Genomic DNA, 25,068 nt, shown 5'->3' with positions numbered 1-25,068 from the left:
TACGGCCGACAGATCCACTCATGCGCCCTGAGGCGGTCCAGTATGGGGCTCGGCGCCCTCCCGCGGAGCCCAGGAGGCTGAACAACCGAGTACGTCTGGGCGCGATCGGTCCGGGGCTTCGGATGCCGCGTTCTCGATGCTGTCCAGCAGTCGTTCCAGGGCGTACTCCCAGCGCTCGTCGAAGCCGGTCAGGGCGCGGCCGGCCTCGACGGTCATCCGGGCGAACATCGGGTAGTCACCGCTGCCGATGACCGACTGGATGTAGGGAACCTGCTGCCGCATCCACTGCTCGAGGTCCAAGCCCGTGTGGCGCTGGGACTCCTGGTCCGCGAGTTCCATCTGCAGAAAGCCGTGGACGTGCACGAAGATCATGCTCATCGTCGTGAGCATCTCGTCCATGGACAGGCCCAGGCCGTCCAGAACCTCGAGGGCCTGCTCGAACAGCCGGATCCGGTTGGGGCTGGCGGCTTGGCGTCGTAGTCCCAGGTCGGTGAGCCAAGGATGGCGGCGCATCGCCGACCGCATGCGATCGCTCAGGGCGCGTACCTCGGATCTCCAGTCGCCGAGCGCCGCGTCGTCGGGACGAAGGAACTCGGCCGTCGCGGCATCCACCATCAGCTCGATGAGCTCGTCCTTGCCGGTGACGTAGGAGTACGGCGACATCGGGTTGGCGTTCAGCTCGGCCGCCAGCCGCCGCATCGACAGCGCGGCCAGCCCCTCCGCGTCCGCGATGGCGATCGCCGCCCGCGTCATCTGGTCTCGGCTGAAGCGCAGCCGTGGTCCTCGTGCCGGCCGGCCGGACCGCAGCCACAGGTTCTCGCGCTGCTTCACCCGACCTAGCTTCCCATCCTCAAAACTCGATACGCTGTCTCGAGTTAATTCGATACGGTGTCTTGAGTTTTGGGGGTGCAGTGTTCGATCCGCCGGGCCTGGGATTGTTCGAATGGAGGCCGCTGTTCCGCGTCGGATCGGTCGCGGTGTACAAGCCGATGGTGTTGTGCCTGCTGACGACGGCCGTGGTCGTGGGACTGTTCTGGGCCTCGTTCGCCCGGCCCGCCGTGGTTCCTGGCCGGATGCAGAGTCTCGGTGAGTGCGCGTACGGCTTCGTCCGGGATCAGATCGCCCGGCCGATGATGGGTGAGCGAGGCGACCGGTGGATGGGACTGCTGCTGTCGCTGTTCTTCTTCATCTGGACAGCGAACCTGATGGCGGTGGTGCCGCTGGCCCAGTTCCCGGTGACCGGGCATATCGCCGTGCCCGCCGTGCTCGCCGGCCTGGTCTACCTGATCATGTGGGTCGTCGGCGTCCGGACCCACGGTCTGATCGGCTTCGTCAGACACGCGATCTGCCCGCCGGGCCTGTCCAGGGCCGAGACCGCCCTCGTCGCCCCGCTGGAGTTCCTGTCCATATTCGTCCTGCGGCCGTTCACCCACGCGGTCCGGCTGTTCGCCACCATGTTCGCCGGCCACCTGCTCGTGGCGCTCTTCGCCACGGTCGGCCACCACTTCCTCATCGAGAAACCCACTTTGGCCGGGGTCCCGGTCGGGATCGTCGGGATGGCCTTCACCATCGTCGTCACCGCGTTGGAACTCTTCGTTCAGGCGGTTCAGGCCTACGTCTTCACCCTGATCGCCGCCTACTCGATCGGCGACGCACTGGATCCGGCGCACTGATCCAGGCACGCCGAACGGCTCTGGCTTCGGACTGCATCGACGAGTCGTCGAGCAGAGCGTCGCCCTGCCGCGCTGGTTCCGGGGACCGCTGGCCAAGGTCGGACCGCCGCACGAGACTGACGTCCGTGGACGCCAAGCTACGTGTGACGGTGACCGGGTCAGGTGACGCGTTCGGGGATGGCGGCAGGCTTCAGACCTGCTTGCATCTGCAGCCGCTCGGAGGCCCTGCCCGTGATGGGCTCCTGATCGACTGCGGGGCGAGCGCCCTCAGCGGGCTCAAACGCGGCGGTCTCGAACCCAACGACGTTACGGTCGTCGTGGTATCTCACCTGCACGGCGACCACTTCGGCGGGTTGCCGTTCGATTCTGGACGGCCAGTTCCGGCGCCGCACCAAGCCGCTCCATCTCGTGGGTCCGGCAGGTATGACGAGCTACGCTGCGCCCACATCTTGCTGACCCACCCCGGCCCGCAAGTCCTGGCACGCCAAGCCGATGCCTTCGCCGACCTCGGTTTTCCTCTTGCCGACGACGGGACCATCCTCGAACTTTGACGCTGGTACGGCTCACAGGATTTCTAAGCCCGGCACACTGATTGCGAGTCAGCGGCGTTCGGGGGCGGCGGGGGTGAAGTCGTCGTGGCCCAGGACGCGCAGCAGCCTCAGATGGTCGATGTTGGACGTGCCCGGCGGCGGCGTGAAGATGGTCAGGCGCTGGTCCTCGGCCGGGCTCAGCAGCGTCTCGCACTCCAGCTCGATGGGCCCGATCGCCGGATGGTCGACACGCACCTGGCTGGCGCGCCGTACGGCGACCTCGTGCAGCTCCCACAGGGCGGCGAACTCGGCGCTGACCTCGCGCAGCCGGGCGACCAGGCGGGTGGAGGCGGCGTCGTTGCCGCGCCGGGTGACCGAGGCCCGCAGGTCGGCGACGTAGGCGCGGCTCTGCCCTTCGCGCTCCTCCGGTGAGTAGATCCCGCGGATCGTCGGGTCGGTGAACCATCGCCAGATGAAGTTGCGGTCCTGCTCGCGGACCGAGCAGATGCAGCCGAGGAGCGCCTCGGCCATGGTGTTGCGGGCGAGCAGGTCACCGATGTCGTTGGTGATGTGCGCCGGGGCCTCCTTGAGCTGGTCGAGCAGGTACAGCAGGCCCGGCCGTACGTGGTCGCCCGCCAGCCGGCCCGGGGGCGGCCGGTGTCCCGCCAGCAGGTAGAGGTGGTCGCGCTCGTCCTCGGTCAGGCGCAGCGCGTGGGCCAGCGAGCTCAGGATCTGCAGAGACGGCTGGGGGCTTCTGGCCTGCTCGAGGCGCATGTAGTAGTCGGCGGACATCCCCGCGAGCTGGGAGACCTCCTCACGCCGCAGCCCGGGCGTACGGCGGCGGGGCCCGGCCGGCAGGCCGACCTCCTGGGGGCGCAGCCGCTCCCTGGAACGACGGAGGAAATCGGCGAGCTCGCGGCGGTCCATCTCCATATCGCCATCATCGCCGAGGTTCGCCGCAGGTCCGGACGCTCAGCCAGGGATCGCCGATCCTAGTGCCGTGTCAACCAACGCCGTTCGTCGTCGACGGTTTTGGTTGATCCTCGCCTTTGGGGCGAGCGACTCCCCACGGGGGTGGGGCGGGCCGCGGCCGGCCAATGGACCCGTTGACGGTGCCGTGATGGGGGCGTCGTCTTGGGTCACGCCGGGCTGGTCGGGTACCGGGGAGGTGCCGTCCGGCTCGACGGTGCGTGATCACCACCGGGAATTGGTTCTTGTTGGTGGTGATGGGTCCGCCCGGTCCACGCCGGGCGATGTTGGCGCCGCCGACCAGGTCGCGATGCCCCGTAAAACCACAATGCATGCAGGTGAAGCGGCGGCCGGTGGGTTTGGGAACCCGCCGGTCGCAGGCCGGGCAGGTCGAGGACGTGCCGCGCTCATCGACCAGCATGAGGCGGATCCCGGCTTGTTCGGCCTTGTCTTTCAGACAGCGGAGCAGGTAGCCGATCCGCCAATCGTTGACGCGTTTGTTGTGCCGCCGCCCGGCCTTGAGCTTCAGCACGCCGCGCGGGTCACCGACGACCAGCGTCCCGATCCGGCGCTGCACCGCCCAGCCGATGACGGTCTTGGCCGCCTCATGCTGCGCCTGTCTGACGCGGCGCTTGTGCCGGGCCTCGAGTTTCCGTTGTCGGGCCCGGAACTTCCGCCAGCGCCGCGACCCCACCTGGCCCGGCTTCGGTGCCCGTGCGGCGACCTTCCGGCGGCGGTGTTTGCTGTCTTTGAGGTGTATGTGGGTTTCGGCGCGGATCGCCCGCCCCGACACCACCAATCCCTCGCCGTCCGGTCCGGCCACCGCGAACGGATGAATCACCCCCGGATCCACCCCCGCCACCCGACCCGGATCCGGCTCGCAGTCAGGCGAGTAGGTGGCGACGGGGACCTCGGCGGTCACTTCCACGAACAACCGGCGGCCCTCATTCAACAGAGTGACCGACCGTACCTGCTCCACCGGGTAGGGCACAGGGCGATCCAGCCGGATCCACAGTGGCGGGCACCCCCGTGCGGTCGCCAGCCGAAGTCGCTGACCATCGAAGGCCGCGGTAGCGGAACCGGACCGCGAACAGGCGGCGTTTACGGCGCGGGAAGCGGGCGGTGTCATCACCGCTCTTGCGGCGCTTGGCGGCGGCGAACCACGCGTCGCTATAACGGCGCAACACTCCCTTCGGCGCAGGTGGAGTTCAGCTCGCCGAACGCCCCCGGTCCGGCTTGGTGGAGTTCGCGGCACAGCTCCTGGAAATTCGTGATGCCGAGCAGACCGCGCTGGCGTCGCCACCGGTTCATATCCAGCACGCACGCCCACACGTCCCCGGCTGCGATCAGCAGCCCGAAGCACCGTCGCCGCTGGGCGGGTGTGAGACGCAGGCCGACCCGGGCGGTGCGCAGCACCGCCCGGGGAGCATCCGGATCAACACGTCGAGGCACGGAGTGATTACAGCAAGTGCCTACGACAAACAGCGCCACCAGCCATCCGCGGCCGACCTGGCCACGAACAGCGGACCCGGAATCCTAGGAAGAACCGTCCGCTCGTCTCCGCCGTGGGTTATTGGCAACGTGGTCGGTGTTCGGCCGGACCGGCCGGGCGCAGACCGTTCAGGGAGTGACGTCATGACGAAGGCAGTGCGGTTCGAGCAGTACGGCGGGATCGAGGTCCTGCAGGTCGTCGAGGTCGACCGGCCCGTCCCGGGCTCCGGCCAGGTGCTCGTACGAGTGAAGGTCGCGTCGATCAACCCGGGCGAGGTGCACATCCGTACGGGGGCGCTGCACGAGCGGTGGCCGGCGACGTTCCCGTCGGGGCAGGGCAGCGACCTGGCCGGGTTCGTCGAGGAGGTCGGCGAGGGCGTCAGCGGGTTCGCGGCCGGTGACGAGGTGATCGGCTTCACCGACGACCGGGCGAGCCACGCGGAGTTCGTGCTCGTCGAGGCCGCGAACCTCATTCACCGGCCGGCGGGTGTCCCGTGGGAACAGGCCGGGACGCTGTACGTCGCGGGGACCACGGCGTACGCGACGGTGCGCGCCGTGGCGGCGGGACCCGGCGACACGGTCGTGATCTCCGGCGCAGCCGGGGGAGTGGGGACGATCGCCGTCCAGCTCGCCGGCAACGCGGGCGCCCGGGTGATCGGCCTGGCGAGTGAGGCGAACCACCAGTGGCTCGCGGACCACGGGGCGATCCCGGTCACGTACGGCGACGGCGTCGCCGATCGGATCAGGGCCGCCGCGCCCGACGGGAAGGTCGACGCGTTCATCGACACCTTCGGCGCCGGCTGACGTCGAGCTCGCGCTCGACCTGGGGGTGGCTCCTGAGCGGATCGACACCATCACCGACTGGACGGCCGCCGAGAAGTACGGGGTCAAGACCGAGGGGAACGCGGACGCGGGCAATGCCGAGGTGCTCGCCGAACTGGCCGCGCTGATCGAGAAGGGGCAGCTGGAGATCCCGATCGCCCGCACCTACCCTCTCGACCAGATCCAGGACGCCTACCGCGAGCTGGAGCGGCGCCACACCCGCGGCAAGATCGTCCTCAAGCCGTGAGGTGCGGGACGAGGCCGTACGCCACAGGCCCGAGCCCCGTACAGGGGCCGGGCCGGTCGGCCGGACCACGAGAATGGGAATGACGGTGCGGTACGAGGACACGGAGGATCGGAAGATCCTCGAAGCGCGAGAGGCCGAGGCGGTCCGCGACGTCCGTCATGGACGTTCTCAGCGAGGGGGATAGGGCGTGGTCTGGAAGCGGGCACGGAACTCGGTGAGGAGTTCGTCGGTGACCTCCGCGCCGGCCGCCACCTCCGCGTGCACCTGCCGGAAGTAGTCCTCGTACCCGGCCGGCGTGTACAGGCACAGGCCGCGTACCGGCGCCTCGCCGGCGTTACGGAATCCGTGCGGGGTCCCGCGTACGGCCGCCAGCAGGTGCCCAGGACCCGCGGTGATCTCGCCGTCGCCGTCGTGCAGCGTCAGTTCGCCGTCGAGGACGTAGAAGTACTCGTCGTGGCCGTGGTGCACATGCGGCCGTGCGCCCAGCACGCCGGGATCCAGCGTGAACTCCTCGAAGGCGAACCTGCCTCCGGTATGCGTCGCGGTGAGCCGGAACAGGTGGTCGACGCCGGCCACCTCGATGAGTTCGCCCTCACCAGGCGTGCGCAGGAGCGGACGGCCTGCCGCGGAATCGGTCATGATCACATCCTGCCCGATCATCGCCCGGGCCGCGCCTCTACATGCCGTAGCCGAGTTCTTCGGCGGCGACGGACCACAGCTGGTTCTCGTCCCGTACCGCGTCCGGGTCGATCTCGGCGAACGCGGTGAGGGTACGGGCGGCGATCGCCTCCAGCTCATCGTCGTCGTCCTCGGCCCGCTTGGCCTCGCGGTGCGCCTTACGGAGCACCTCGGCGCAGGCGACCAGCAGCGCCGCCGACCGGTTGACCAGCTGCGCTCCCTCGTCCGGGTCGACGATCAGGATCTCGCCGCTGTCCCGGTCGACGCCGAGCAGTGAGATGCCGGCATCCTCGCAGACCACGGCCATCGTCCTGCCGTCGAGGACGTGGTCGGGGAACGGCGGCTTCCGCCACCGTCCCTCGACCGGGATCTTCCGGTAGGTGATCGGGCGCAGCGGGGCGAGGGCCCGCTCGATCGCGTCGTCGGATTCCACGAGGGAAGTCTGCCACCGGATGGCGTCAGTCGACCTCCGCGACGGCCTGGGCGAACTGCGCCTGGTAGAGCCGGGCGTAGGCCCCTTCGGCCTTGAGGAGTTCGTCGTGGGTGCCGTGTTCGACGATGCTGCCCGCCTCCATCACCAGGATGAGGTCCGCGTCGCGGATGGTGGACAGGCGGTGGGCGATGACGAAGCTGGTCCGTCCCTTGCGCAGGGAGTTCATCGCACGCTGGATCAGTACCTCGGTGCGGGTGTCGACGGAGCTGGTGGCCTCGTCGAGGATGAGGATCGTCGGCCGGGCGAGGAACGCCCGGGCGATGGTGATCAGCTGCTTCTCGCCGACGCTGACGTTGGTGCCTTCGTCGTCGATGACGGTGTCGTAGCCGTCGGGCAGGGTGCGGACGAACCGGTCGACGTACGTCGCGCGGGCCGCCTCCACGATCTGCTCGTGCGTGGCTTCGGCGGCGCCGTAGGCGATGTTGTCGGCGATGGTGCCGCCGAACAGCCAGGCGTCCTGGAGGACCATGCCGGTTCTGGCGCGCAGGTCCTCGCGGGTCATCTCGGCGATGTCGGTCCCGTCCAGGGTGATCCGGCCGCCGGTGACCTCGTAGAAGCGCATGAGCAGGTTGACCAGGGTGGTCTTGCCCGCGCCGGTCGGGCCGACGATGGCGACCGTCTGGCCCGGCTCGACGGCCAGGGACAGGTCCTCGATCAGCGGCGTGTCGGGCGTGTACTGGAACGACACGTGCTCGAACACCACCCGCCCGCGCACTTCCTCCGGCCGCTTGGGCGTCTCCGGGTCGGCCTCCTGCTCCTCGGCGTCCAGCAGCGCGAAGACGCGCTCGGCCGAGGCGACACCGGACTGCAGCAGGTTCGCCATGCTCGCGACCTGGGTGATCGGCTGGGTGAACTGCCGGGAGTACTGCACGAACGCCTGCACGTCTCCCAGCGACAGCGAGCCCGACGCCACCCGCAGGCCGCCGACGACCGCGACGAGGACGTAGTTGAGGTTGCCGATGAACATCATCGCCGGCTGGATCAGGCCGGAGATGAACTGCGCCTTGAAACTCGACGTGTACAGCGTGTCGTTGTGCTCCCGGAAGGTCTCCAGCGACTCCTTCTGGCGTCCGAACACCTTGACCAGCGAGTGACCCGTGTACATCTCCTCGATGTGCCCGTTCAGCCGGCCGGTGGTGGCCCACTGCTTGATGAACTGAGGCTGCGCCTTCTTGCCGATCCGGGAGGCGACCACCATCGCGACCGGCACGGTGACCAGCGCGATCACTGCCAGGAGGGGCGAGATGAGGATCATCATGGTGAGCACGCCGACGATGGTGAGCAGGGACGTCAGCATCTGGCTGAGGGTCTGCTGCAGCGTCTGGGCGAGGTTGTCGATGTCGTTGGTGACCCGGCTGAGCACCTCACCGTGCGGCTGACGATCGAAGTAGCTCAGCGGCAGCCGGGACAGCTTCAGCTCCGCCTGCTCACGCAACCGGAACATCGACCGCTGCACGATCGTGGTCGTGAGCCGGCCCTGGATCAGGCCGAGGACCGCGGCCACCGCGAACAGCGCCAGCGCCGCCAGCAACACCATGCCGACCTTGCCGAAGTCGATGCCGTGCCCGGGCACGACGTTCATCGAGTTCAGCATGTCCGCGAGCGTGCCCTGGCCGGTGCTCCGCAGATGCGCGACCACCTCGGCCTTGGAATGGCCGGCGGGCAGCTGGCGACCGATGACGCCGGCGAAGATCAGGTCGGTGGCGCGGCCGAGGATCTTCGGGCCGACCGCCGTCGTCGCGACGCTCGCCGTGGCCAGGAGCAGGGTGGTGACGATGATCGGCCGCTCGGGCCGCAGCATGCGCAGCAGCCGCCGGCTCGATCCGCCGAAGTCCAGGGACTTCTCCGTCGACCGCCCGGCCATGAACGCCGCCGGGCCACGGGCCATGCCCGCCCCGCCGGCCGGTCCCGGCCCTCGGCTGGGCACCGCCCGTTCGCCGTTGCCTGAGGACGCGGGCCCGCTTCCGTTCTGTCCCCCGCTCATGCCCTTCTCCCCGCTCATGCCGCCTCCTGCTCCGTGAGCTGGGAGAGGACGATCTCCCGGTAGGTGGCGTTGGTGTCCATCAGTTCGTGGTGGGTGCCGGCGCCGACGACCTGGCCCTCGTCGAGGACGATGATGCGGTCGGCGTGCCGGATGGTGGAGACCCGCTGCGCCACGATGACGACGGTCGCGTCGGCGGTCTCGTCCGCCAGCGCCGCGCGCAGGGCGGCGTCGGTCGCGTAGTCCAGGGCGGAGAACGAGTCGTCGAACAGGTAGATCTCGGGCCGGCGGACGAGCGCGCGGGCGATGGCCAGGCGCTGGCGCTGGCCGCCCGAGACGTTTGTGCCGCCCTGGTCGATCTTGGCGTCCAGCCCGCCTTCCATGCGTTCCACGAAGCCCTTGCCCTGGGCGATCTCGAGGGCGCGCCAGAGCTCCTCGTCGGTGGCGTCCGGTTTTCCGTACCGCAGGTTGGAAGCGACCGTGCCGGAGAAGAGGTACGGCTTCTGCGGGACCAGCGCGACCGCGTCGGACAGGGTCACCGGGTCCAGGTCACGGACGTCGACGCCGTCGACGAGCACGGTGCCGCCGGTGGCGTCCATGAGCCGCGGGACGAGGTTCAGCAGGGTGGTCTTGCCGCTGCCCGTCGAGCCGATGATCGCGGTGATCTCACCGGGCCGCGCGACCAGGTCGACGCCGGACAGTACGGGCTCCTCGGCGCCCGGGAACCGGAACTCGACGTCCCGCAGCTCCAGATGGCCGTGCACGTTCAGCGTCCGCACCGGGTCCGCCGGCGGGACGACGCTCGACTCGGTCTCCAGGACCTCCTGGATGCGCTCGGCGCACACCTCCGCGCGCGGCACCATCATGAACATGAAGGTCGCCATCATGACCGACATCAGGATCTGCATGAGGTAGCTCAGGAACGCCGTGAGCGCCCCGACCTTCATGGACCCGTCGCTGATCAGGTGACCGCCGAACCACAGGACGGCGACGCTGGAGACGTTGACCACCAGCATCACCAGCGGGAACATGAAGGCCATCAGCCGGCCGGTCCCCAGCGACACGTCGAGCAGCTCGGTGTTGGACGTGGCGAACCGCCGCTGCTCGGGGGCGTCGCGGACGAAGGCCCGGATGACCCGGACGCCGGTGATCTGCTCGCGCAGGATGCGGTTGATGGTGTCGATGCGGTCCTGCATCAGCCGGAACAGCGACCGCATCCGGGTGATGATCAGCCCGATCACCACGCCGAGGACGGGGACGATGACGAGCAGCAGCGAGGACAGCGTCACGTTCTGGTTCAGCGCCAGCACGATGCCGCCGACGCCCATGATCGGAGCCGCCACCATCATGGTGAAGGTCATCAGGGCGAGCATCTGGACCTGTTGCACGTCGTTCGTGGTCCGCGTGATCAGCGACGGGGTGCCGAACCTGCCCACCTCACGGGCCGAGAAGGCCTGGACGCGGGTGAAGATGGCGGCTCGGATGTCGCGGCCGACGGCCATCGAGGTACGGGCGCCGAAGTAGACGGCGCCCACCGAGCAGACGATCTGCACGAGGGAGATGGCGAGCATGACGCCGCCGGTGCTCATGATGTAACCGGTGTCGCCCTTGACCACCCCCTTGTCGATGATGTCGGCGTTCAGAGTCGGCAGGTAGAGCGTGGCGAGCGTCTGCACGAACTGCAGCGCGACGACGAGCGCCAGCGGCCGGCGGTAGGGGCGCAGATGCACGCGCAGGAGTCGGATCAGCACACGACACTCTCTCAGCGGGGGACGGCAACGGAGGGCGAACCGGCTCTCCGGGGGAAATCACACACAGCAGGTGCAACCAGAAAAATACCTCCAAGACGCGGTAACAACGGTCCGATTTTTCCGCTACCGGCCACGTCGCGATGATCTTTATGCTCTCGGCCGAAGATCCGCCAGGGGACCGGCCGGGAGCGCGATCCACCCCTCGAACCTCGCCGTCTCGAGCTCGTCCGTCCTCGGGGTGACGGTGCGGCCCTGGTACGCCGCACGCGCGGTGAGTGCCGCGATCACGGCGTCCGTGGCGTCGTGCGAACGGCGGCACAGCGCTTCGTACGATCCCGCGTCCAGCCACGGCGCCGCCGCCAGCAGGGCGTCGACCAGCCGTCCGAGAGCCGCGAGGTCGCCGGGGCGCTTGTATCCGCGGTGCGGCAGTCCCCACAGCCGGAGGGACGCGGCCGGGTAGACCTCGGCGACGACGCCGGTCCCGGAGCGGTCCACCGGGCGGCCGGCCCGCGCGAGGCCGGCCAGCAGCGCGGCACAGCGCATGGCCGCGTGGCCGATCCGGTCGGCGGAGACGCTCAGCGGGGTCAGGCCGGTACGGTCGTGGACGACCCGGTCGGTCAGCCGCAGGGCCAGGTTCCTGCGCCAGTCGCGGCCGCGCGCTCCCGCGGGCACGTCGACGTCCCCCGACCGGTGCGCGGTGACGAACTCGACGAAGGGGACCGGCCAGCCGAACGGGCAGTCGATGCCGGCCTTGTCCGCGGCCATGAGCGCGTCGATGAGCGTTTCGTCGTCACAGCCGCAGCGGATCTCGCGAACCGAGCACGTGCCAGGCCCCCACTCCAGCCACGCCAGCGCCGTACCGGCCGCCTCCGCGGCGAGGTCGACTCCGAGAGCGAGCACGGGTTCACGATAAGCCGCGTCCTTCAGGCGTCGCCGTACGGGAGACACCGCCGGCCCTTCGGACGTTGGGCTTCACGAGGTGTCGCCGCCGGTGTGATCGACCGCGCCGCGGGGACGCTTCTGCCGTCGAGGACGATCGGTCAGGGAGGCGCTGTGAAGTTTCTGCTGCGTGAGCGGGTGTTCGGAATCGGAGAGGACTTCTGGGTCGAGGACGAGGCGGGGGAGCGCGTCTTCCTCGTCGACGGCAAGGCGTTGCGGCTGCGGCAGACCTTCGAGCTCAAGGGGCCCGGAGGGGAGGTGCTCGCCGTCATCCGCAAGAAGATGGTCGCCATCCGCGACACGATGGTCGTCGAACGCGACGGCGAGACCGCGGCCAAGGTGCACCGGAAGCTGTTCAGCCCGCTCCGGCACAAGATGCTGATCGAGCTCGCCGACGGGCGGGAGTGGACGGCGAGCGGAGACCTCATCGAGAAGAACTACGAGATCGAGGGCGACGAGGGCGTCGTCGCCCAGACCTCCCGCAAGTGGTTCCGGATCCGCGACACGTACGGCGTCGACATCTACCACCCCGACGTTCCGCTGGTCCTCGCCGTCGCCGTCGCGGTAGACGAACTCGCCGCGGACGAGCGGCGCGAGGACGACTGACCGCCGCGCGCATCCCGGTGAGCGGGAGAACCGCCCGAGTCACCCGTCCTCGGCGCGGCGTAGCACGCGGCGCTGCGCGAAGGATCCGTTCCGGGCCGCCTTGGCGGCCCGGAGGCGGTCGAGCTCGCCGGGCTCGAGGCCGTTCGCGGCGGCGAGGGCGTAGACCACTTCGAGGATGTCGGCGAGCTCCTCCACCGCGCCGGACTCGGCGAACTCCCCGACCTCCTCGTACAGCTTGGCGCGCAGCAGCATGCGGTGCTCGCCGTCGCCGGCGACCCGGACCTCGGGGACGCGGCCGGCGGCGCGGATGAGCTCGGGCACGCGGTCGCGTACGAGCTTCTCCAGCCGTCCGGGACCGGTCTTGGTGCGGTGCGTCAGGTCGCCCTCGCGGCGGTCGAGCGCCTGGACCCACTTGACCGCGACGGCGGCGGTCTGGACGAGCTCGGTCCGCAGGGCCTGCGGGTCGGTCTCGGCCAGCGACTCGTGGAACTCCTCGGCGAGAATGTGCCGCCAGGTGAGCCGGGCTCCCGCCCACGCCTCCCGGCAGTCGCGCTTGGCCGCGTCGGCCGTTGCCTCATGCTCGGGCCCGGTGCCGTCGGGGAGGTCCTGGACGCCCCACATCGCGTCCTGAGCGGCGCGCTCCGCGGCGACGTCGGCCAGGACGCGGGCGAGCGCGCCAGGCGTGCCGGAGTCGCCTGCGGCCGGGGCGCCGTACGGGTTGAGCGAGCCAGGTGTCCCGGAGTCGCTTGCGGCCGGGGCGCCGTACGGGTCGTCGGCTGGGTTCATGCCGTCAGTCTGGCCGATCCGGACGCGCCGGGCCGGTGAGACGGTCATTCGGCCTCGCGGCGTGCCCGAGCGCGTCGTTTGCCCTCGTGCATCGCCTGTACGCGGGCGACGGGGATCGTACGGCCCTCCTCGACCAGGCCGGAGTCCAGCCGTTGCGGCTCCGGCATCCGGCCGGCCCACGGATCGTCCCCGGCGAGCAGGCCCGGGACCGTGCGGATGGTGAAGTCGGCCGGGGTGACCCGGTCCAGGTCCTCCCAGGAGACCGGGAAGGAGACGGGCACGCCGGGGCGTACGCGCGGACTGTACGCGGCGACGACCGTCGCCCCGCCGGCGCGCGTCGAGTCGAGGAACACCTTGCCTCCCCGGTCCTCCCGGATGAAGGCCGTGGTGGCGAGGGCCGGGTCCAGGCGTTCGGCGCGCGCGGCGATCGCCCGCGTCGCCGCGGCCACGTCCTCGATCGTCGCCTGTGCCTCGATCGGCACGAACACGTGCACGCCCTTCGCCCCGCTGGTCTTGACCACGCCGGTCATCCGGGCGTCGGAGAGGACCTGGCGGACCAGATGGGCCGTACGGACGGCGAGGTCGAATGCGCCGCCGTCCGGCGGGTCGATGTCCATGACGAGGTGGGTGGCCGGGGCCGCGCGGTCGGCGCGGACCAGCGTCGGGTGGTACTCCACGGCCCGCTGGTTGGCGAACCACAGGAGCACACGGCGGTCGTCGCACAGCGCGTACGTCACCTGACGTCGGGACGTCTCCGCCCACATCCCGACCCTCGGCACCCACGGCGGAGCGTACTTCGGGAGGTTCTTCTGCATGAACGGCGCCTGGCCGCGGAGGACGCGGATCACCGACAGCGGCCGGTCCCGCAGCGCCCGGACGAGCGGGTCGGCGACCGCGTCCAGGTAGTCGACGAGGTCCCGCTTCGTCGCGTCCGCCCCGTCGAACAGTGGCTGGTCGAGGTTGGTCAGCGGCACCCCGTGCCGCTCCTCGTCTGCGCCGCTCATCAGGCCACTTTCCCGGGCGTCGGGACGGCGGGTCAACCCTTCCTCAGGACTGAGCACGGGCATGCCGGGGTTTTCGGCGATCACGGAGAGCAGGGTGCCGCCGCCGGCGGTACGCCGGAAGGGGGAGCCGCAGCTCCCCCTTTGACCTCAGGTTCTCAATGGCGATTGTCAGCGGCGGTGGACGCAGCCCCGGGGCAGCCAGAAGCCGCGCATGAATACCCTTCCTCGGCGGGTGTGCACCCAGTGCCCGCGTACGTATCTGCGGCAGCGGGGACGGCTGTCGCTGATCGCGGTGGCGGTCGCCTGATGTGCCGCGCCCTGCGCGGAGACGGTGACCTTCCCCTGACCGGTGGCCGCGTTCGCCGGTGTGGCCGCGAGGCCTACGCCACCTGCGAGGACCAGGCCAGACACGACAAGTCCCATGGGCACCTTCATCGACGTGACCTCCTCAGGGATCGCGGTATCGGATGGCCGCCGGACTTGTGAGAACGATGCGATTCCGGCCCGGTCGGCGCGCATCACGGCGCATTGACGGTGTTCCCGGCACAAATCACCGCAATTCGTCGGACACCAGACTTGACTCACTTTTCGGATTCTCATGGTGTCCGATTTCGGTCGTCTCCGGACGGACATTACCTTCGGCGGAAGGAACATCCCGGGAAGCGTCGGCGGCCTGGGGGTCGCCGCGCAGGCCGGGAGCCAGCAGGACCGTGACCGTGACCGAGGCCACCGCCATCGCGGCCATGGCCAGGGCCGGGGACGTGTGCTGGGCGACCGCTCCGGCGAGGGCGGCGCCGACGCCCTGCATGGTGAGCATGCCGGCCGCGTGCAGCCCCAGCGCCTGCCCGTGCACGTCCTCGGGCGTGAGTGCCATCAGGCGTTCCTGGAGCAGCAGCGTGGCCGAGTATCCGATGGAGGCGAGCGTGACGGCGGCCAGGGCGACCGGCAGCGCCGGGTGCGACGCGAAGACCAGGTACGGCGCCGCGAGCAGGAGGCGCAGCGGGGCGTCGAGCCGCCGCCTCCACCGCCCCGGGACGAACCGGCCGGCCACCGTGTCCCCGATCAGCATCCCGCCGGCCGCGAACGCGAACAGCAGACCCGCGTGCCGGGGCTCGTACGCGACGAACAGCGACTCACAGCCGACGATCAGCCCGTTCGGCAGCCAGAGCGCGAGGTAGACGTAGCGGCGGGGCGGCGACGACCAGAGTTGTGCGTTGGTCCGCCAGGTCGCCGCGACCGACGGCCGCCCGGCGGCGCGCGGCGGGCGCGAGGCAAGGCCGAACCACGCGACGGCCGCCGCGGCCAGGTAGAGGACGGCCCCCGCCAGCAACGTGCCGCGCGGGGACAGGACCGTCAGGAGCGCGCCCCCGGCCGCGAAGCCGAAGATCTGCATGGTGCCCACGGCCATGTTGAGCACCGAACGGCCGAGCAGGTAGCTCTCGCCGGGAAGGATCTCACTGAGCAGCCCGTACCGCACGCCACCGCCCACGGAACCGGCCAGCCCGACCGTCATGATCACCGTGAACATGGCCCAGATCGGGAGCCCCGGGACGGCCAGCACGGCGGTGCCGAGGCCGAAGAGTAGGGCCAGCACCGCCGTGGTCGCGCGCGGCGGCAGCCGGTCGGCCGCCGACAGCAGCGTCGCCGCCCCGATCACCTGGACGAGCGACGGGCCGAACATGCTGAGCGCGGACAACAGCGGCGAGTGGGTGTCCGCGTAGACGAGCGTGCCCAGCGCGAGGGAACTCAGGGTGGAGGCGGCGATACTCGCCGACGTGCCGGCGAACATCGGCGTGAACTCCGGCGTGCGGAAGAGTCCGCGATAGGTGAGGGGCATGATCGGGAGTGTCACGGCAGGATTCGTGGGCCGGTTAATGTTTCGCGGGGAGGCGAAACATGGGCTGGTGGCGGATCAGCACGGACACCCTCGCCGGGAGCCGGTTCGTGGTCTCACCCCTGGCCGAGACGAGCGCGTGCCTGGGCATGCTGGACAGGGGAACGGCCGCGCACCACGGCGAGCGGGCGTGGCTCGACGCCCACCTGCCCGCCTACCGCGCGCGGCTGGCCGGCGACCCGATCACCGCGCTCCTGCTGCGGGCGGCGCTGCGTCCCCGCTGGATCGCCGACTTCGCCACGCCGACGCCGACCGGTGAGCCCGACCTCGGCTTCCACCAGGAACTGGCCCGGATCCGCGAGACGCCCGCCGACCGGGTCCACGCGGACCTGGAGGTCGGGCTCGGCGGCCCGGTCCCGGCCGAACTGCGCCGGTCCGACCTCGCCGAACGCCTCGCGGGCCTGCTGGAGTGGATCTGGACGGAGATGGTCAGGCCGGACTGGGCCCGCCGTCGGCGGATCATCGAGGCCGACGTCGTCGCGCGGACCGGCCAGCTGACACATGGCGGATGGGCCGCCGCGCTGGACGCGATGCGCCCGGGAATGCGTTGGCTCGGGGAGGGACGGCTCCAGGTCAACCCCTACGACTACCCGCCCCGCGACCTGTCCAGCGTGAGGTTGCTGTTCGTGCCGGTCACGGCCGGCTTCGGGTGGGTGTCCTGGGAGGCCGGCCGGTACGCCGTGATCTACCCGTGCTCCGGAGTGCTGGCCGCGCGGGACCCCGCCCCGGTGCCCGACGCGCTCGGCGCGCTGCTCGGGCACGCGCGGGCGAGGGTCCTCATGCTCCTGGACGCGCCCAAGAGCACCACGCAGCTCGTGGCCCTGACCGGCCAGGGCCTCGGCTCCGTGGGCCGTCACCTGAAGGTGCTGCTCGACGCCGGGCTGGTCCGGCGGCGCCGCGCCGGACGGTCCGTGCTGTACTACCGCACCGCGGCCGGGGACGTCCTGGTGACCGCGCGGGCCCGGTGAGACTCCGCGATGGTCCCTCGCGGCGTGCCGCGAGGGACCCGGACCTCAGCGCAGTGGCCCGAAGAACGCGCGCAGGTCGGTGACCACCTGCTCGGGCTCCTCATGCGCCATGAAGTGCCCGCCGCGCTCCGGCCGGTGCCAGTGCCGCAGGTCCGCGTAGATCCGCTCGGCGAGGCTCCTGGGGAAGCTGCGGAACGCCGGCTCGTTGCTCAGCGTGACCGCCCCGGGGACGGTGATCCTCGGGACCGGCCGGTTCTGCCGGTAGTCGTAGTACTGCCGGAAGGACGAGCCGATCGTGCCGGTCGCCCAGTACAGCGTCGCGACCGTGCACAGCGTGTCCTTGTCCCAGCTGCTCTCCAGGTCGCCGCCGCAGTCGGTCCAGTCGCGGTACTTGTCGACGAACCAGGCGGCGAGCCCGGCGGGGGAGTCCATCAGGGCGGCGGCGATCGTGTCCGGCCGGGTCAGCATGATCTCGCTGTAACCGCCGTCCTCCTCGTCGTACGCGTCCAGGTCGTCGAGGAACTTCTGCTCCTCGGCGGTCGGGGGCCGGTCGGCGAAGTCGGTCGTGACGACCGCCGTGGTCACGTGGACGCCCGCGACCTCACCGGGGTACAGCGCGCCGAGCCACTGGGTGACCCCGCCCCCGATGTCGCCGCCGAACGCCCCGAACCTCTCGTAGCCGAGGGTCTCGGTCATCAGCGTGTGCCAGATCTCCGCGACGCCCCTGCGGGTCCACGTCCCGGCGGGCAGCTCGGAGAACAGGAAGCCGGGCAGCGACGGGATGACGACGTCGAACGCGTCGGCGGGGTCGCCGCCGTGACTCGCCGGGTCGGCGAGCCGCCGGGCGACCCGCAGCATCTCAACGAAGCTGCTCGGCCAGCCGTGCGTGAGGATCAGCGGCAGCGGCGCGGGCGCCCCTTCGGCGCGGACACCCCGGATGTGGACGTAGTGCACGCGGCGGCCGGCGACGTCGGCGACGAAGTGCGGGTAGGCGTTGAGCGCCGCCTCGGCGGCGCGCCAGTCGAACTCGTCCGCCCAGTAGGCGACGAGTTCGCGGAGGTAGCCGGGATCGGTGCCAGCCGCCCAGAAGGTGGAGTCGGACGCCGTCGTGAAGCGCGTACGGGCCAGGCGCGTGCGCAGATCGTCGAGGACGTCGTCGGAAACAGCGATCTGAAAAGGCGTTACTGTCATGCTTCCTTCACTGAGGAGTGTGTACGGACGGACACTCTTCGGCGCGGATCAGACAGCCGCGGCGGCGAAGAGCGCCCGGAGAGAAAAGGTCATCGTCATCGGGCTCACCTCCTCGCGTCGCCCTGCTTGCGGAGGACTGTACACGACATTCGTCGCACCGGCACCCATATGATCACACCAAGCGTGACCTGCGGTGACCGATCACCGCCGGCGTATCACCAGGACGGCGGAGTCGACCTTCGGCGGTGGCCGGAAGGCGCGGCGGGGCAGCGGCCGGCCCGCCCGTACGGTCCACCGGCCGGGCACGCGCGCGGCCGACCGGCCTTCGGCGTAGCGGCGCACGACGGCGCGCTGGAGCACCAGGTCGGCGGCGACGAGCCGGGACCGGGGCGCCAGGAGCGTGCGGAGCAGTGCGCTGGAGATGCCGTACGGCGGACTGGCCACCACGCGGAAGGGCCGGTCCGGCAGGCGCAACGACCGGACGTCGGCCTCGACGACCGTCAGCCGCGCCCCGGCGAAACGCTCCCGCAGGCGCCGCGCCCGGCCGGGGTGCAGCTCGACCGCGATCACCCGGGCGCCCGCCTCGAGGAGATGCGCCGTCAGCGCGCCCTCCCCGGCGCCGAGGTCGAGCACCAGGTTTCCGGGGCGCACGCCGGCGTCCGCGACGACGCGCGCCGCCCATTCGTCAGTGAGCGGGTGCCAGCCCCAGGCCCGCCGCGAGTTCCCGGCGGACACGGCGGATCACGTTCATGAACATCGGCATGGACGCCACCGTAGGGAGCCGGGCGGTGTGGCGAAACCGAATTTCCGGCCTCGGAGGGCAGGGCCCGTACGGCGGGCGCTGCGGCCCCGGGGACGTCGTCCGCCTCGTCCGGTGGGCCGCCCCTGACGAGGGAGCCTGGACCACCGGCCAGGTCATCGACTCCGAAGGCGGCCTCCGCCACTGCGTCATGTGACTCGGCAGTCATGTTCGGAGATGGTTAAGTAAACATCCTCTGATGTGATTTCCCGGCGGTCGATCGCTGGTCGAGCGGCGGACGCGTTCGTCGCGCCGTTCGTCGGTCAGTGCCCGACCTGCGGTGTTACGAATTGGTCGCACCCTCTTGACGCGGGAAACGTGGATGTTACAAGCTCTGTGATCTGCGGCGCGGATTCATGCGAACAGTGCGGCAATCAGTGTTATGTCTCTGTCGTCCCTCCCATCGATGGAGGATCATGTGACCGAGGGCGGCTCCCCACGCCACTCCCAACGATCCCACGGGCTCCGGCCGTACGCACTGTGCTGCGACCACCGGACGACTCCGCTGGGCATCGGGGAGGCGACGCCGCTGCTGTCGTGGCGGCTCGCCGCGGGCGATGACGCGCCGCGCGGCGACGCGCCCGTCGCCTACCGGGTCGACGTCGCGGAGGACCTGGACGGGCCCTCTCACTGGGACACCGGGCGGGTCGAGGACGCCGGCGCGACCGGGGCCGTCTACGCCGCGCCCCTGCGGCCGCGGACGCGGTATCACTGGCGCGTCACGGTGTGGGCGGCGAGCGGCGGTGCCGAGAGCGCCGAGTCGTGGTTCGAGACGGGGCTCGGCGAGGGCGAGTGGCGGGCGTCCTGGATCGCCCGCGACTGGACCGCCGTCGACGTCGTCGACCCGCCGGAGGAGGGGGAGCGCGCGCTCGACTCCCACGGTCTGTCGCCGTGCCCGCTCCTGCGGCGCGAGTTCACCGCGTCCGTGGCCCCGGTCCGGGCCCGGCTGTACGTCAGCGCGCGCGGGCTGTACGAGCTCCGCGTCAACGGCGAGCGGGCCGGGGACGCCGAGCTGGCCCCCGGCTGGACCGACTACCGCCACCGGATCCAGTACCAGGCGTACGACGTCACCGAGCTCGTCCGGGAGGGCGCGAACGCCGTGGCGGCCACGCTCGCCGACGGCTGGTGGAGCGGGTACGTCGGGTTCGACCCGCGGCGGGCCGGCGCGCATTACGGAACGTTCCCACAGCTGATCGCGCAGCTCCACCTCGACTACCCGGACGGCTCCACCGACGTCGTCGTCACGGACGAGACCTGGCGTGCGGCCCAGGGCCCCCTCCGCTACGCGGACCTGCTCATGGGCGAGTGCCACGACGCGCGGCACGCCGCCGACGGCTGGGACCGGCCGGGCTTCGACGACGGCGCGTGGGAGGCCGCCCGGGTGGCCGACGCGGACACGAGCCTCCTCGTGGCGTCCGTCGACGAGCCGGTGCGCGCGCTCGGCGAACTGGCCCCCATCGAGATCCGGAGGGTCGGCCCGGAGGCGCACCTCGTCGACTTCGGGCAGAACTTCGCGGGCCGGGTGCGGCTGACCGTACGCGGCCTGGCGCCCGGTGGCCGTGTCGTGCTCCGGCACGCGGAGGCCCTCGACGAGGACGGCGCGCTCTACGTCGCCAACCTGCGAACGGCCGCGGCGACGGACGTCCTCATCGGGCGCGGCGACGACACGGTCGTGTTCGAACCCCGCTTCACCTACCACGGCTTCCGGTACGCCGAGGTGACCGGGCTGCCCGAGCTGGACGCGGCCGACGTCACGGGCGTCGTCCTGCACAGCGACACGCCCTGGACGGGCGCGTTCGACTGCTCGGACCCCGGCGTACGGCGGCTGCACCACAACATCACGTGGGGGCAGCGCTCCAACTTCGTGAGCGTGCCGACCGACTGCCCGCAGCGGGACGAGCGCCTGGGGTGGATGGCCGACGCGCAGGTGTTCCTGCCGACGGCGTGCCTGAACGCGGACGTCGCCGCGTTCTTCGCCAAGTGGACGCAGGACGTGCTGGACGCGCAGGCGCCCGACGGCGGATTCCCGAACGTCGCGCCCCGGCTGGCGGGCGTCGCCGACGAGGGCGCCCCGGGCTGGGCGGACGCCGGCGTGCTGATCCCCTGGCACCTGTACCGCGTGTACGGCGACGAGCGGTTCCTCGCGCGGTCCCTGGACGGGATGGCCGCGTGGGTCGACCTGATCCACCGGCACAACCCCGACCTGATCTGGCGGAGGAAGGTCGGCCCGCACTTCGCCGACTGGCTGTCGCTGGGCCGGCCGACCTCCCGCGAGGTGGTCGCCACCGCGTACTTCGCGCACAGCGCCGAGCTGACCGCCCGCGCCGCCCGCGTCCTCGGCGACGGGCGCGCGGACCGGTACGCCGCCCTGGCCGCGGACGTCCGGCGGGCCTTCATCGAGGAGTTCGTCTCCGCCGACGGGCGGATCGAGGGCGACACGCAGACGGCGTACCTGCTCGCGCTGGCCTTCGAGCTGCTCCCCGCAGAGCTCGCCGACCCGGCCGGCAAACGGCTCGCCGCCCTGGTGGAGGAGACCGGGCCCCGCCTGTCCACGGGATTCCTCGGCGTCGGCCTCGTCGCGCCGGTGCTCGACGGGCTGGACCGCCCCGACCTCGTGCACGCGCTGCTGCGCCGTACGGAGCAGCCGTCCTGGCTGTACCCGCTGCGGCACGGCGCCACCACGATCTGGGAGCGCTGGGACGGCTACACCGAGGAGGACGGCTTCCAGGCCCCGGCGATGAACTCCTTCAACCACTACGCGCTCGGCTCGGTGGGGGAGTGGCTGTACCGCGGCCTGGCAGGGCTGGATCAGGCGCCGGACTCGGTGGCCTACGGCGACCTGGTGATCCGGCCCCGCCCGTTCACGCCGCCCGGGGTCCCGGGCGCGGAGCCGAGCTGGGCGGAGGCGGCCTACGAGTCGCCGCGCGGCCGGATCCGGGTCCGGTGGGAGCGCGCGGACGGCCGGTTCCAGCTGGACCTGACCGTGCCGCCGGGGGCGACGGCGACGGTGCACCTGCCCGTGCCCCGTACGTGGGACGTGCGGGAGGGAGACGACCCGGTCGGCGATGCCCCCGGGGTGAAGATCGTCGGCAGCGAGACGACCGTGGAAGGGCGGTCGTTCGTATGCCGCGTGAGCTCGGGGGACTACCGATTCTTGGCAAGGAGGACGGAATGACATCGCGATTCGAGCGGATCGACCGCAGAGGGTTCCTGCGCGCGGCCGGTGGGCTGGCGGCCGTGGCCGCGCTGCCCGTCGGGCTGGCGGCCTGCGGCGGATCCTCCGGCTCCGGCGGCTCCGGAGGCGGGAAGACGCTGCGCCTCGTCGGCGTCGCGGACCAGCAGAAGGCCCTGGACGAGCTGACCAAGCTCTACACGCAGGCGAAGTTCAGCACCTCGTACGCGCCGACGGACCAGGTGGAGACCTCGCTGCGCACGCAGCTGGGCGCCGGCAACGCCCCGGACGTGCACGTCGTCTACCCGGGCAACGGCAGCGCCATGGCGATGGCGCAGATCGCCCAGGCGGGGCTGCTCGCCGACCTCAGCTCCCAGTCGTGGACGCAGCTGATCCCGCCCAACTTCAAGCCGGCGTTCCAGCTGCAGGGCAAGACGTTCATCTACTCGGCCGGGTCCAGCGTCATCGGCGCGATCTACAACAAGAAGGTCTTCCAGAAGGCGGGCGTGCAGCCGCCGAAGACCTGGACCGAGCTGCTCGACGTGTGCGGGAAGCTCAAGAAGGCCGGCGTGACGCCGATCGCGCTCGGCGCGCAGACGCCCTGGATCACCCAGCTCATCACGTACGCGCTGGTACCGTCGACGGTCTACGCGAAGAACCCGCAGTTCGACAGCCAGATGCAGGCGGGGTCGACGAGCTTCGCCCAGTCGGGCTGGCGCGACGCGTTCACGATGTACCTGGATCTGCAGAAGCGCGGATTCTTCAACGACAACCCCAATGGCACGACCTTCGAACAGCAGACCTCGATGGTCGCCACCGGCAAGGCGGCGATGGCCGTTCAGGTGTCGGCGGTGCTGCCGGACTTCCGCAAGGCCGCCTCGAGCCCCGACGACCTCGGGATGTTCCCGTTCCCGGGCGCGGACAACGCGGACGGCGTGTGGATCCCGGCGGGCGTCGTCGTCGGCCTCGGCGTGAGCGCGCGCAGCCGCAACTCCGACGCGGCCAAGGCGTTCATCGAGTTCCTCGGGAAACAGGAGAACATCAACCGCTGGGCCGAGGCCGTCGCCTGCATCCCGCTCCACCGCGACGCGTCCTCCAAGATCGACCCGGTGCTCGAGTCCTTCCTGCCGTTCATCGAGGGCAACAAGGCCGTGCCGTTCATGGACCAGGCGTGGCCGAACGCCGAGGTCCAGCCCACCCACTTCGCCGTCGTCCAGGAGCTGCTGGCCGGTAAGACGACGATCGACAAGGGCCTGGCCAAGATGGACCAGGTGTACCGGAAGAAGTCCTGACCTCATGACCGTGACCGCCCCTCGAACGGCCCGTCCGGCGACCGCGCGTCCTCCCGCGCGCGGTCGTCGGAGGGGCTTCCTCACCCCGCCTTGGTGGTTCGTGGCCCCGGCGCTCCTCGTGTACGCGCTCGTGGTGCTCTACCCGAGCATCTCGGGCGTGCTGTACGCCTTCACGAACTGGAGCGGCATCGGCGACAAGTCGTTCAACGGCCTGCACAACTTCAGCACGCTCTTCCACGACGATCGGGCCGTCGGAGCGCTGAAGAACACGCTGCTGCTCACCGTCGCGATCGTCGTCGTGCAGAACGGCATCGGACTGCTGCTCGCCCTCGGCGTGCACGCCCGGATCAAGTCGCGCACCACCCTGCGGGTGATCTTCTTCGCGCCCGCCGTGGTCAGCCCGGTGATGATCGCCTTCCTCTGGAAGTACGTCTACAACCCCGACCCGCACGCGGGCCTGAACGGGCTGCTCGGCGCGTTCGGGCTCGGCGGGCTGCGGCAGGACTGGCTGGGCAATCCGTCGCTGGCGCTGTGGTCGGTCGCGGGGATGGTCGTGTGGCAGTACGCCGGCTACTCCATGGTCATCTTCCTGGCCGGGCTGGAGGGCGTCCCGGTCGACCTGCATGAGGCGGCGATGATCGACGGCGCCGGGCGTTTCCAGCGGTTCCGGTACGTCACCTGGCCGCTGCTGGCGCCCGCGCTGACCATCAACGTGATGCTGTCGACGATCGGCGGCCTCAAGCTGTTCGACCAGGTGTACGCCGCGACGGGCGGCGGCCCCGGCTACTCCAGCGAGACGCTGTCGACCGTGCTGTACAAGCAGGCGTTCGTCTACGGCAAGTTCGGTTACAGCACCGCGATCGCGCTCGTCCTCGCGCTGTTCGTCGCGGCAGTGTCGATGGTGCAGATCGCGTACCTGCGCGGCAGGGAGGTCCAGGCATGACGCATCTGCGGTACGGCTTCCGTACGTTCCTGCTCGAGCTGGTCATGGTCGCGGCCGGCATCGCGTTCCTGTTCCCGGTGTACGCGCTCGTCGCCCTGTCGCTGAAGACCAGCAAGCAGATCGCGAGCGCGCCGCTGTCGCCGCCCACGTCGCCGACGATGGGCAACTTCTCGCGGGCCTGGTCGGCGGCGGGCCTCGGCTCCGCGCTCGTGAACAGCACCGTCATCACGATCGCGAGCCTGATCTGCCTCATCGCGTTCGGGGCGTTCGCGGCGTACTTCCTGGCCCGCTGCGCCTCGCGGCTCGGGTACGGGCTGTACGTGCTGTTCCTGCTCGGCATCGTGCTGCCGTTCCAGCTCGGAATGATCCCGCTGTTCAAGCTGGTCGACCAGCTGGGGCTGCTCGGGACGTACCAGGGGATGATCGTCTTCTACACCGGCATCCAGCTGCCCTTCACGATCTTCCTCTACACCGGGTTCATCCGGGCGCTGCCCCGCGACTACGCCAACGCCGCGCTGATCGATGGCGCGACGCACCTGCAGGCGTTCACGCGCGTGGTGTTCCCGCTGCTGCGGCCGATCACCGGCACCGTGCTGATCCTCAACGCGGTGTTCATCTGGAACGACTTCTTCACGCCGCTGCTCTACCTCGGCGGGTCGGCCCGCGAGACCGTGCCGGTCCGCGTGTTCTCGTTCGTCGGCCAGTACGTCTCCGACTACGGCCTCGTGTTCGCCGGCCTGGTCCTGGCGGCGCTGCCGATACTCGTGGTCTTCCTGGTGCTGCAGCGCTACGTCATCCGCGGGTTCGCCAGCGGGCTCAAGGGATGACCGAAGGTGCCG

At 70.7% G+C, this 25,068-nt stretch carries 26 protein-coding genes; 11 read left to right on the top strand and 15 right to left on the bottom strand.

Translation table 11 applies throughout. From position 1 onward, the window contains the following. Positions 1 to 18: 18 nt before the first annotated feature. Entirely contained in the window at positions 19 to 831 is an 813-nt protein-coding gene (locus ACYVF7_RS40870) for a TetR/AcrR family transcriptional regulator (protein ID WP_460351357.1), read from the bottom strand. Positions 832 to 911: 80 nt separating this feature from the next. Between ACYVF7_RS40870 and atpB the strand changes: the two genes are divergently transcribed. Both atpB and ACYVF7_RS40860 read left to right on the top strand, forming a co-directional pair. Continuing rightward, positions 912 to 1,673 carry a F0F1 ATP synthase subunit A gene (gene atpB / locus ACYVF7_RS40865; protein ID WP_460351356.1) on the top strand — a complete coding sequence of 254 codons (762 nt, stop codon included), beginning with the start codon at positions 912 to 914 and terminating at the stop codon, positions 1,671 to 1,673. Between the two features lie 125 nt (positions 1,674 to 1,798). Next, the gene (locus tag ACYVF7_RS40860) at positions 1,799 to 2,224 is read left to right on the top strand and encodes an MBL fold metallo-hydrolase (RefSeq protein WP_460351355.1); all 426 of its coding nucleotides are present in this window, start codon (positions 1,799 to 1,801) and stop codon (positions 2,222 to 2,224) included. Positions 2,225 to 2,272: 48 nt separating this feature from the next. On the opposite strand, the gene ACYVF7_RS40855 is transcribed toward ACYVF7_RS40860, so the two are convergent. The 3 genes from ACYVF7_RS40855 to ACYVF7_RS40845 all read right to left on the bottom strand — a co-directional run bounded on the left by ACYVF7_RS40855 (position 2,273) and on the right by ACYVF7_RS40845 (position 4,624). Continuing rightward, positions 2,273 to 3,136: a helix-turn-helix transcriptional regulator gene (locus ACYVF7_RS40855; protein WP_460351354.1), complete on the bottom strand. Its 864-nt coding sequence runs from the start codon at positions 3,134 to 3,136 to the stop codon at positions 2,273 to 2,275. A gap of 70 nt (positions 3,137 to 3,206) precedes the next feature. Next, positions 3,207 to 4,301, bottom strand: coding sequence for an RNA-guided endonuclease InsQ/TnpB family protein (locus tag ACYVF7_RS40850; RefSeq protein ID WP_460351353.1), 1,095 nt, complete (start codon positions 4,299 to 4,301; stop codon positions 3,207 to 3,209). 41 nt (positions 4,302 to 4,342) lie between these two features. Then, on the bottom strand, positions 4,343 to 4,624 hold the full coding sequence (locus ACYVF7_RS40845) for a hypothetical protein (protein ID WP_460351352.1): 282 nt from the start codon (positions 4,622 to 4,624) through the stop codon (positions 4,343 to 4,345). A 183-nt stretch (positions 4,625 to 4,807) separates the two neighbouring features. Between ACYVF7_RS40845 and ACYVF7_RS40840 the strand changes: the two genes are divergently transcribed. Together ACYVF7_RS40840 and ACYVF7_RS40835 are read left to right on the top strand one after the other, a co-directional pair. Further along, positions 4,808 to 5,467: an NADP-dependent oxidoreductase gene (locus ACYVF7_RS40840; protein ID WP_460351351.1), complete on the top strand. Its 660-nt coding sequence runs from the start codon at positions 4,808 to 4,810 to the stop codon at positions 5,465 to 5,467. A 25-nt stretch (positions 5,468 to 5,492) separates the two neighbouring features. After that, positions 5,493 to 5,732, top strand: coding sequence for a zinc-binding dehydrogenase (locus ACYVF7_RS40835; RefSeq protein WP_460351350.1), 240 nt, complete (start codon positions 5,493 to 5,495; stop codon positions 5,730 to 5,732). A gap of 168 nt (positions 5,733 to 5,900) precedes the next feature. On the opposite strand, the gene ACYVF7_RS40830 is transcribed toward ACYVF7_RS40835, so the two are convergent. From ACYVF7_RS40830 to ACYVF7_RS40810, 5 genes are all read right to left on the bottom strand, one after another. Beyond that, positions 5,901 to 6,371, bottom strand: coding sequence for a cupin domain-containing protein (locus ACYVF7_RS40830; protein ID WP_460351349.1), 471 nt, complete (start codon positions 6,369 to 6,371; stop codon positions 5,901 to 5,903). A 37-nt stretch (positions 6,372 to 6,408) separates the two neighbouring features. Continuing rightward, positions 6,409 to 6,843 (bottom strand): SUKH-4 family immunity protein, encoded by a 435-nt coding sequence (locus tag ACYVF7_RS40825; protein WP_460351348.1) that lies wholly within the window; start codon positions 6,841 to 6,843, stop codon positions 6,409 to 6,411. A 25-nt stretch (positions 6,844 to 6,868) separates the two neighbouring features. Continuing rightward, the gene (locus tag ACYVF7_RS40820) at positions 6,869 to 8,905 is read right to left on the bottom strand and encodes an ABC transporter ATP-binding protein (protein ID WP_460351347.1); all 2,037 of its coding nucleotides are present in this window, start codon (positions 8,903 to 8,905) and stop codon (positions 6,869 to 6,871) included. After that, entirely contained in the window at positions 8,902 to 10,635 is a 1,734-nt protein-coding gene (locus ACYVF7_RS40815) for an ABC transporter ATP-binding protein (RefSeq protein ID WP_460351346.1), read from the bottom strand. The genes ACYVF7_RS40820 and ACYVF7_RS40815 overlap by 4 nt, the downstream gene beginning before the upstream one ends. A gap of 147 nt (positions 10,636 to 10,782) precedes the next feature. After that, entirely contained in the window at positions 10,783 to 11,535 is a 753-nt protein-coding gene (locus tag ACYVF7_RS40810) for a DUF429 domain-containing protein (RefSeq protein ID WP_460351345.1), read from the bottom strand. 153 nt (positions 11,536 to 11,688) lie between these two features. Here ACYVF7_RS40810 and ACYVF7_RS40805 point away from each other — a divergent pair, with 153 nt between their 5' ends. Next, a complete protein-coding gene (locus ACYVF7_RS40805) occupies positions 11,689 to 12,180 on the top strand; it encodes an LURP-one-related/scramblase family protein (protein ID WP_460351344.1) in 492 nt (163 codons plus the stop codon). A 39-nt stretch (positions 12,181 to 12,219) separates the two neighbouring features. Here the strand turns inward: ACYVF7_RS40805 and ACYVF7_RS40800 are convergent, their stop codons facing one another. The 4 genes from ACYVF7_RS40800 to ACYVF7_RS40785 form a co-directional block, all read right to left on the bottom strand. Beyond that, the gene (locus ACYVF7_RS40800) at positions 12,220 to 12,966 is read right to left on the bottom strand and encodes a hypothetical protein (RefSeq protein WP_460351343.1); all 747 of its coding nucleotides are present in this window, start codon (positions 12,964 to 12,966) and stop codon (positions 12,220 to 12,222) included. 44 nt (positions 12,967 to 13,010) lie between these two features. Next, positions 13,011 to 13,970 carry a DNA polymerase domain-containing protein gene (locus tag ACYVF7_RS40795; RefSeq protein WP_460351342.1) on the bottom strand — a complete coding sequence of 320 codons (960 nt, stop codon included), beginning with the start codon at positions 13,968 to 13,970 and terminating at the stop codon, positions 13,011 to 13,013. A gap of 168 nt (positions 13,971 to 14,138) precedes the next feature. Beyond that, positions 14,139 to 14,393: a hypothetical protein gene (locus tag ACYVF7_RS40790; RefSeq protein WP_460351341.1), complete on the bottom strand. Its 255-nt coding sequence runs from the start codon at positions 14,391 to 14,393 to the stop codon at positions 14,139 to 14,141. 127 nt (positions 14,394 to 14,520) lie between these two features. Beyond that, entirely contained in the window at positions 14,521 to 15,807 is a 1,287-nt protein-coding gene (locus ACYVF7_RS40785) for an MFS transporter (RefSeq protein WP_460351340.1), read from the bottom strand. Positions 15,808 to 15,866: 59 nt separating this feature from the next. Between ACYVF7_RS40785 and ACYVF7_RS40780 the strand changes: the two genes are divergently transcribed. After that, positions 15,867 to 16,832, top strand: a complete 966-nt coding sequence (locus tag ACYVF7_RS40780; protein WP_460351339.1) for a winged helix-turn-helix domain-containing protein — start codon at positions 15,867 to 15,869, stop codon at positions 16,830 to 16,832. 45 nt (positions 16,833 to 16,877) lie between these two features. On the opposite strand, the gene ACYVF7_RS40775 is transcribed toward ACYVF7_RS40780, so the two are convergent. Beyond that, entirely contained in the window at positions 16,878 to 18,023 is a 1,146-nt protein-coding gene (locus tag ACYVF7_RS40775) for an epoxide hydrolase family protein (RefSeq protein ID WP_460351338.1), read from the bottom strand. Between the two features lie 201 nt (positions 18,024 to 18,224). Then, positions 18,225 to 18,758, bottom strand: coding sequence for an rRNA adenine N-6-methyltransferase family protein (locus ACYVF7_RS40770; protein WP_460351337.1), 534 nt, complete (start codon positions 18,756 to 18,758; stop codon positions 18,225 to 18,227). A gap of 14 nt (positions 18,759 to 18,772) precedes the next feature. On the opposite strand from ACYVF7_RS40770, the gene ACYVF7_RS40765 reads away from it, so the two are divergent. From ACYVF7_RS40765 to ACYVF7_RS40745, 5 genes are all read left to right on the top strand, one after another. After that, positions 18,773 to 18,979, top strand: coding sequence for a hypothetical protein (locus ACYVF7_RS40765; protein ID WP_460351336.1), 207 nt, complete (start codon positions 18,773 to 18,775; stop codon positions 18,977 to 18,979). A 249-nt stretch (positions 18,980 to 19,228) separates the two neighbouring features. Continuing rightward, positions 19,229 to 21,997, top strand: a complete 2,769-nt coding sequence (locus tag ACYVF7_RS40760) for an alpha-L-rhamnosidase (protein WP_460351335.1) — start codon at positions 19,229 to 19,231, stop codon at positions 21,995 to 21,997. Beyond that, positions 21,994 to 23,286 carry an ABC transporter substrate-binding protein gene (locus ACYVF7_RS40755; RefSeq protein ID WP_460351334.1) on the top strand — a complete coding sequence of 431 codons (1,293 nt, stop codon included), beginning with the start codon at positions 21,994 to 21,996 and terminating at the stop codon, positions 23,284 to 23,286. Before ACYVF7_RS40760 ends, ACYVF7_RS40755 begins: the two co-directional genes overlap by 4 nt. A gap of 100 nt (positions 23,287 to 23,386) precedes the next feature. Then, on the top strand, positions 23,387 to 24,229 hold the full coding sequence (locus ACYVF7_RS40750) for a carbohydrate ABC transporter permease (RefSeq protein WP_460351333.1): 843 nt from the start codon (positions 23,387 to 23,389) through the stop codon (positions 24,227 to 24,229). Further along, positions 24,226 to 25,056: a carbohydrate ABC transporter permease gene (locus ACYVF7_RS40745; RefSeq protein WP_460351332.1), complete on the top strand. Its 831-nt coding sequence runs from the start codon at positions 24,226 to 24,228 to the stop codon at positions 25,054 to 25,056. The genes ACYVF7_RS40750 and ACYVF7_RS40745 overlap by 4 nt, the downstream gene beginning before the upstream one ends. Positions 25,057 to 25,068: the final 12 nt, after the last annotated feature.

It is taken from the genome of Actinoallomurus acanthiterrae, from assembly GCF_054775715.1.
This window is presented reverse-complemented; position numbering and strand designations above follow the sequence as displayed.

Bases quoted from the DNA above. Each gene is read 5' to 3' on its own strand.
- ACYVF7_RS40855 (WP_460351354.1), bottom strand. From the start codon at position 3,136: ATGGAGATGGACCGCCGCGAGCTCGCCGATTTCCTCCGTCGTTCCAGG.
- ACYVF7_RS40850 (WP_460351353.1), bottom strand. From the start codon at position 4,301: ATGACACCGCCCGCTTCCCGCGCCGTAAACGCCGCCTGTTCGCGGTCC.
- ACYVF7_RS40840 (WP_460351351.1), top strand. From the start codon at position 4,808: ATGACGAAGGCAGTGCGGTTCGAGCAGTACGGCGGGATCGAGGTCCTG.
- ACYVF7_RS40830 (WP_460351349.1), bottom strand. From the start codon at position 6,371: ATGACCGATTCCGCGGCAGGCCGTCCGCTCCTGCGCACGCCTGGTGAG.
- ACYVF7_RS40820 (WP_460351347.1), bottom strand. From the start codon at position 8,905: ATGAGCGGGGAGAAGGGCATGAGCGGGGGACAGAACGGAAGCGGGCCC.
- ACYVF7_RS40800 (WP_460351343.1), bottom strand. From the start codon at position 12,966: ATGAACCCAGCCGACGACCCGTACGGCGCCCCGGCCGCAAGCGACTCC.
- ACYVF7_RS40795 (WP_460351342.1), bottom strand. From the start codon at position 13,970: ATGAGCGGCGCAGACGAGGAGCGGCACGGGGTGCCGCTGACCAACCTC.
- ACYVF7_RS40790 (WP_460351341.1), bottom strand. From the start codon at position 14,393: ATGGGACTTGTCGTGTCTGGCCTGGTCCTCGCAGGTGGCGTAGGCCTC.
- ACYVF7_RS40785 (WP_460351340.1), bottom strand. From the start codon at position 15,807: ATGCCCCTCACCTATCGCGGACTCTTCCGCACGCCGGAGTTCACGCCG.
- ACYVF7_RS40780 (WP_460351339.1), top strand. From the start codon at position 15,867: ATGGGCTGGTGGCGGATCAGCACGGACACCCTCGCCGGGAGCCGGTTC.
- ACYVF7_RS40775 (WP_460351338.1), bottom strand. From the start codon at position 18,023: ATGACAGTAACGCCTTTTCAGATCGCTGTTTCCGACGACGTCCTCGAC.
- ACYVF7_RS40765 (WP_460351336.1), top strand. From the start codon at position 18,773: ATGAACATCGGCATGGACGCCACCGTAGGGAGCCGGGCGGTGTGGCGA.
- ACYVF7_RS40760 (WP_460351335.1), top strand. From the start codon at position 19,229: ATGGAGGATCATGTGACCGAGGGCGGCTCCCCACGCCACTCCCAACGA.
- ACYVF7_RS40755 (WP_460351334.1), top strand. From the start codon at position 21,994: ATGACATCGCGATTCGAGCGGATCGACCGCAGAGGGTTCCTGCGCGCG.
- ACYVF7_RS40745 (WP_460351332.1), top strand. From the start codon at position 24,226: ATGACGCATCTGCGGTACGGCTTCCGTACGTTCCTGCTCGAGCTGGTC.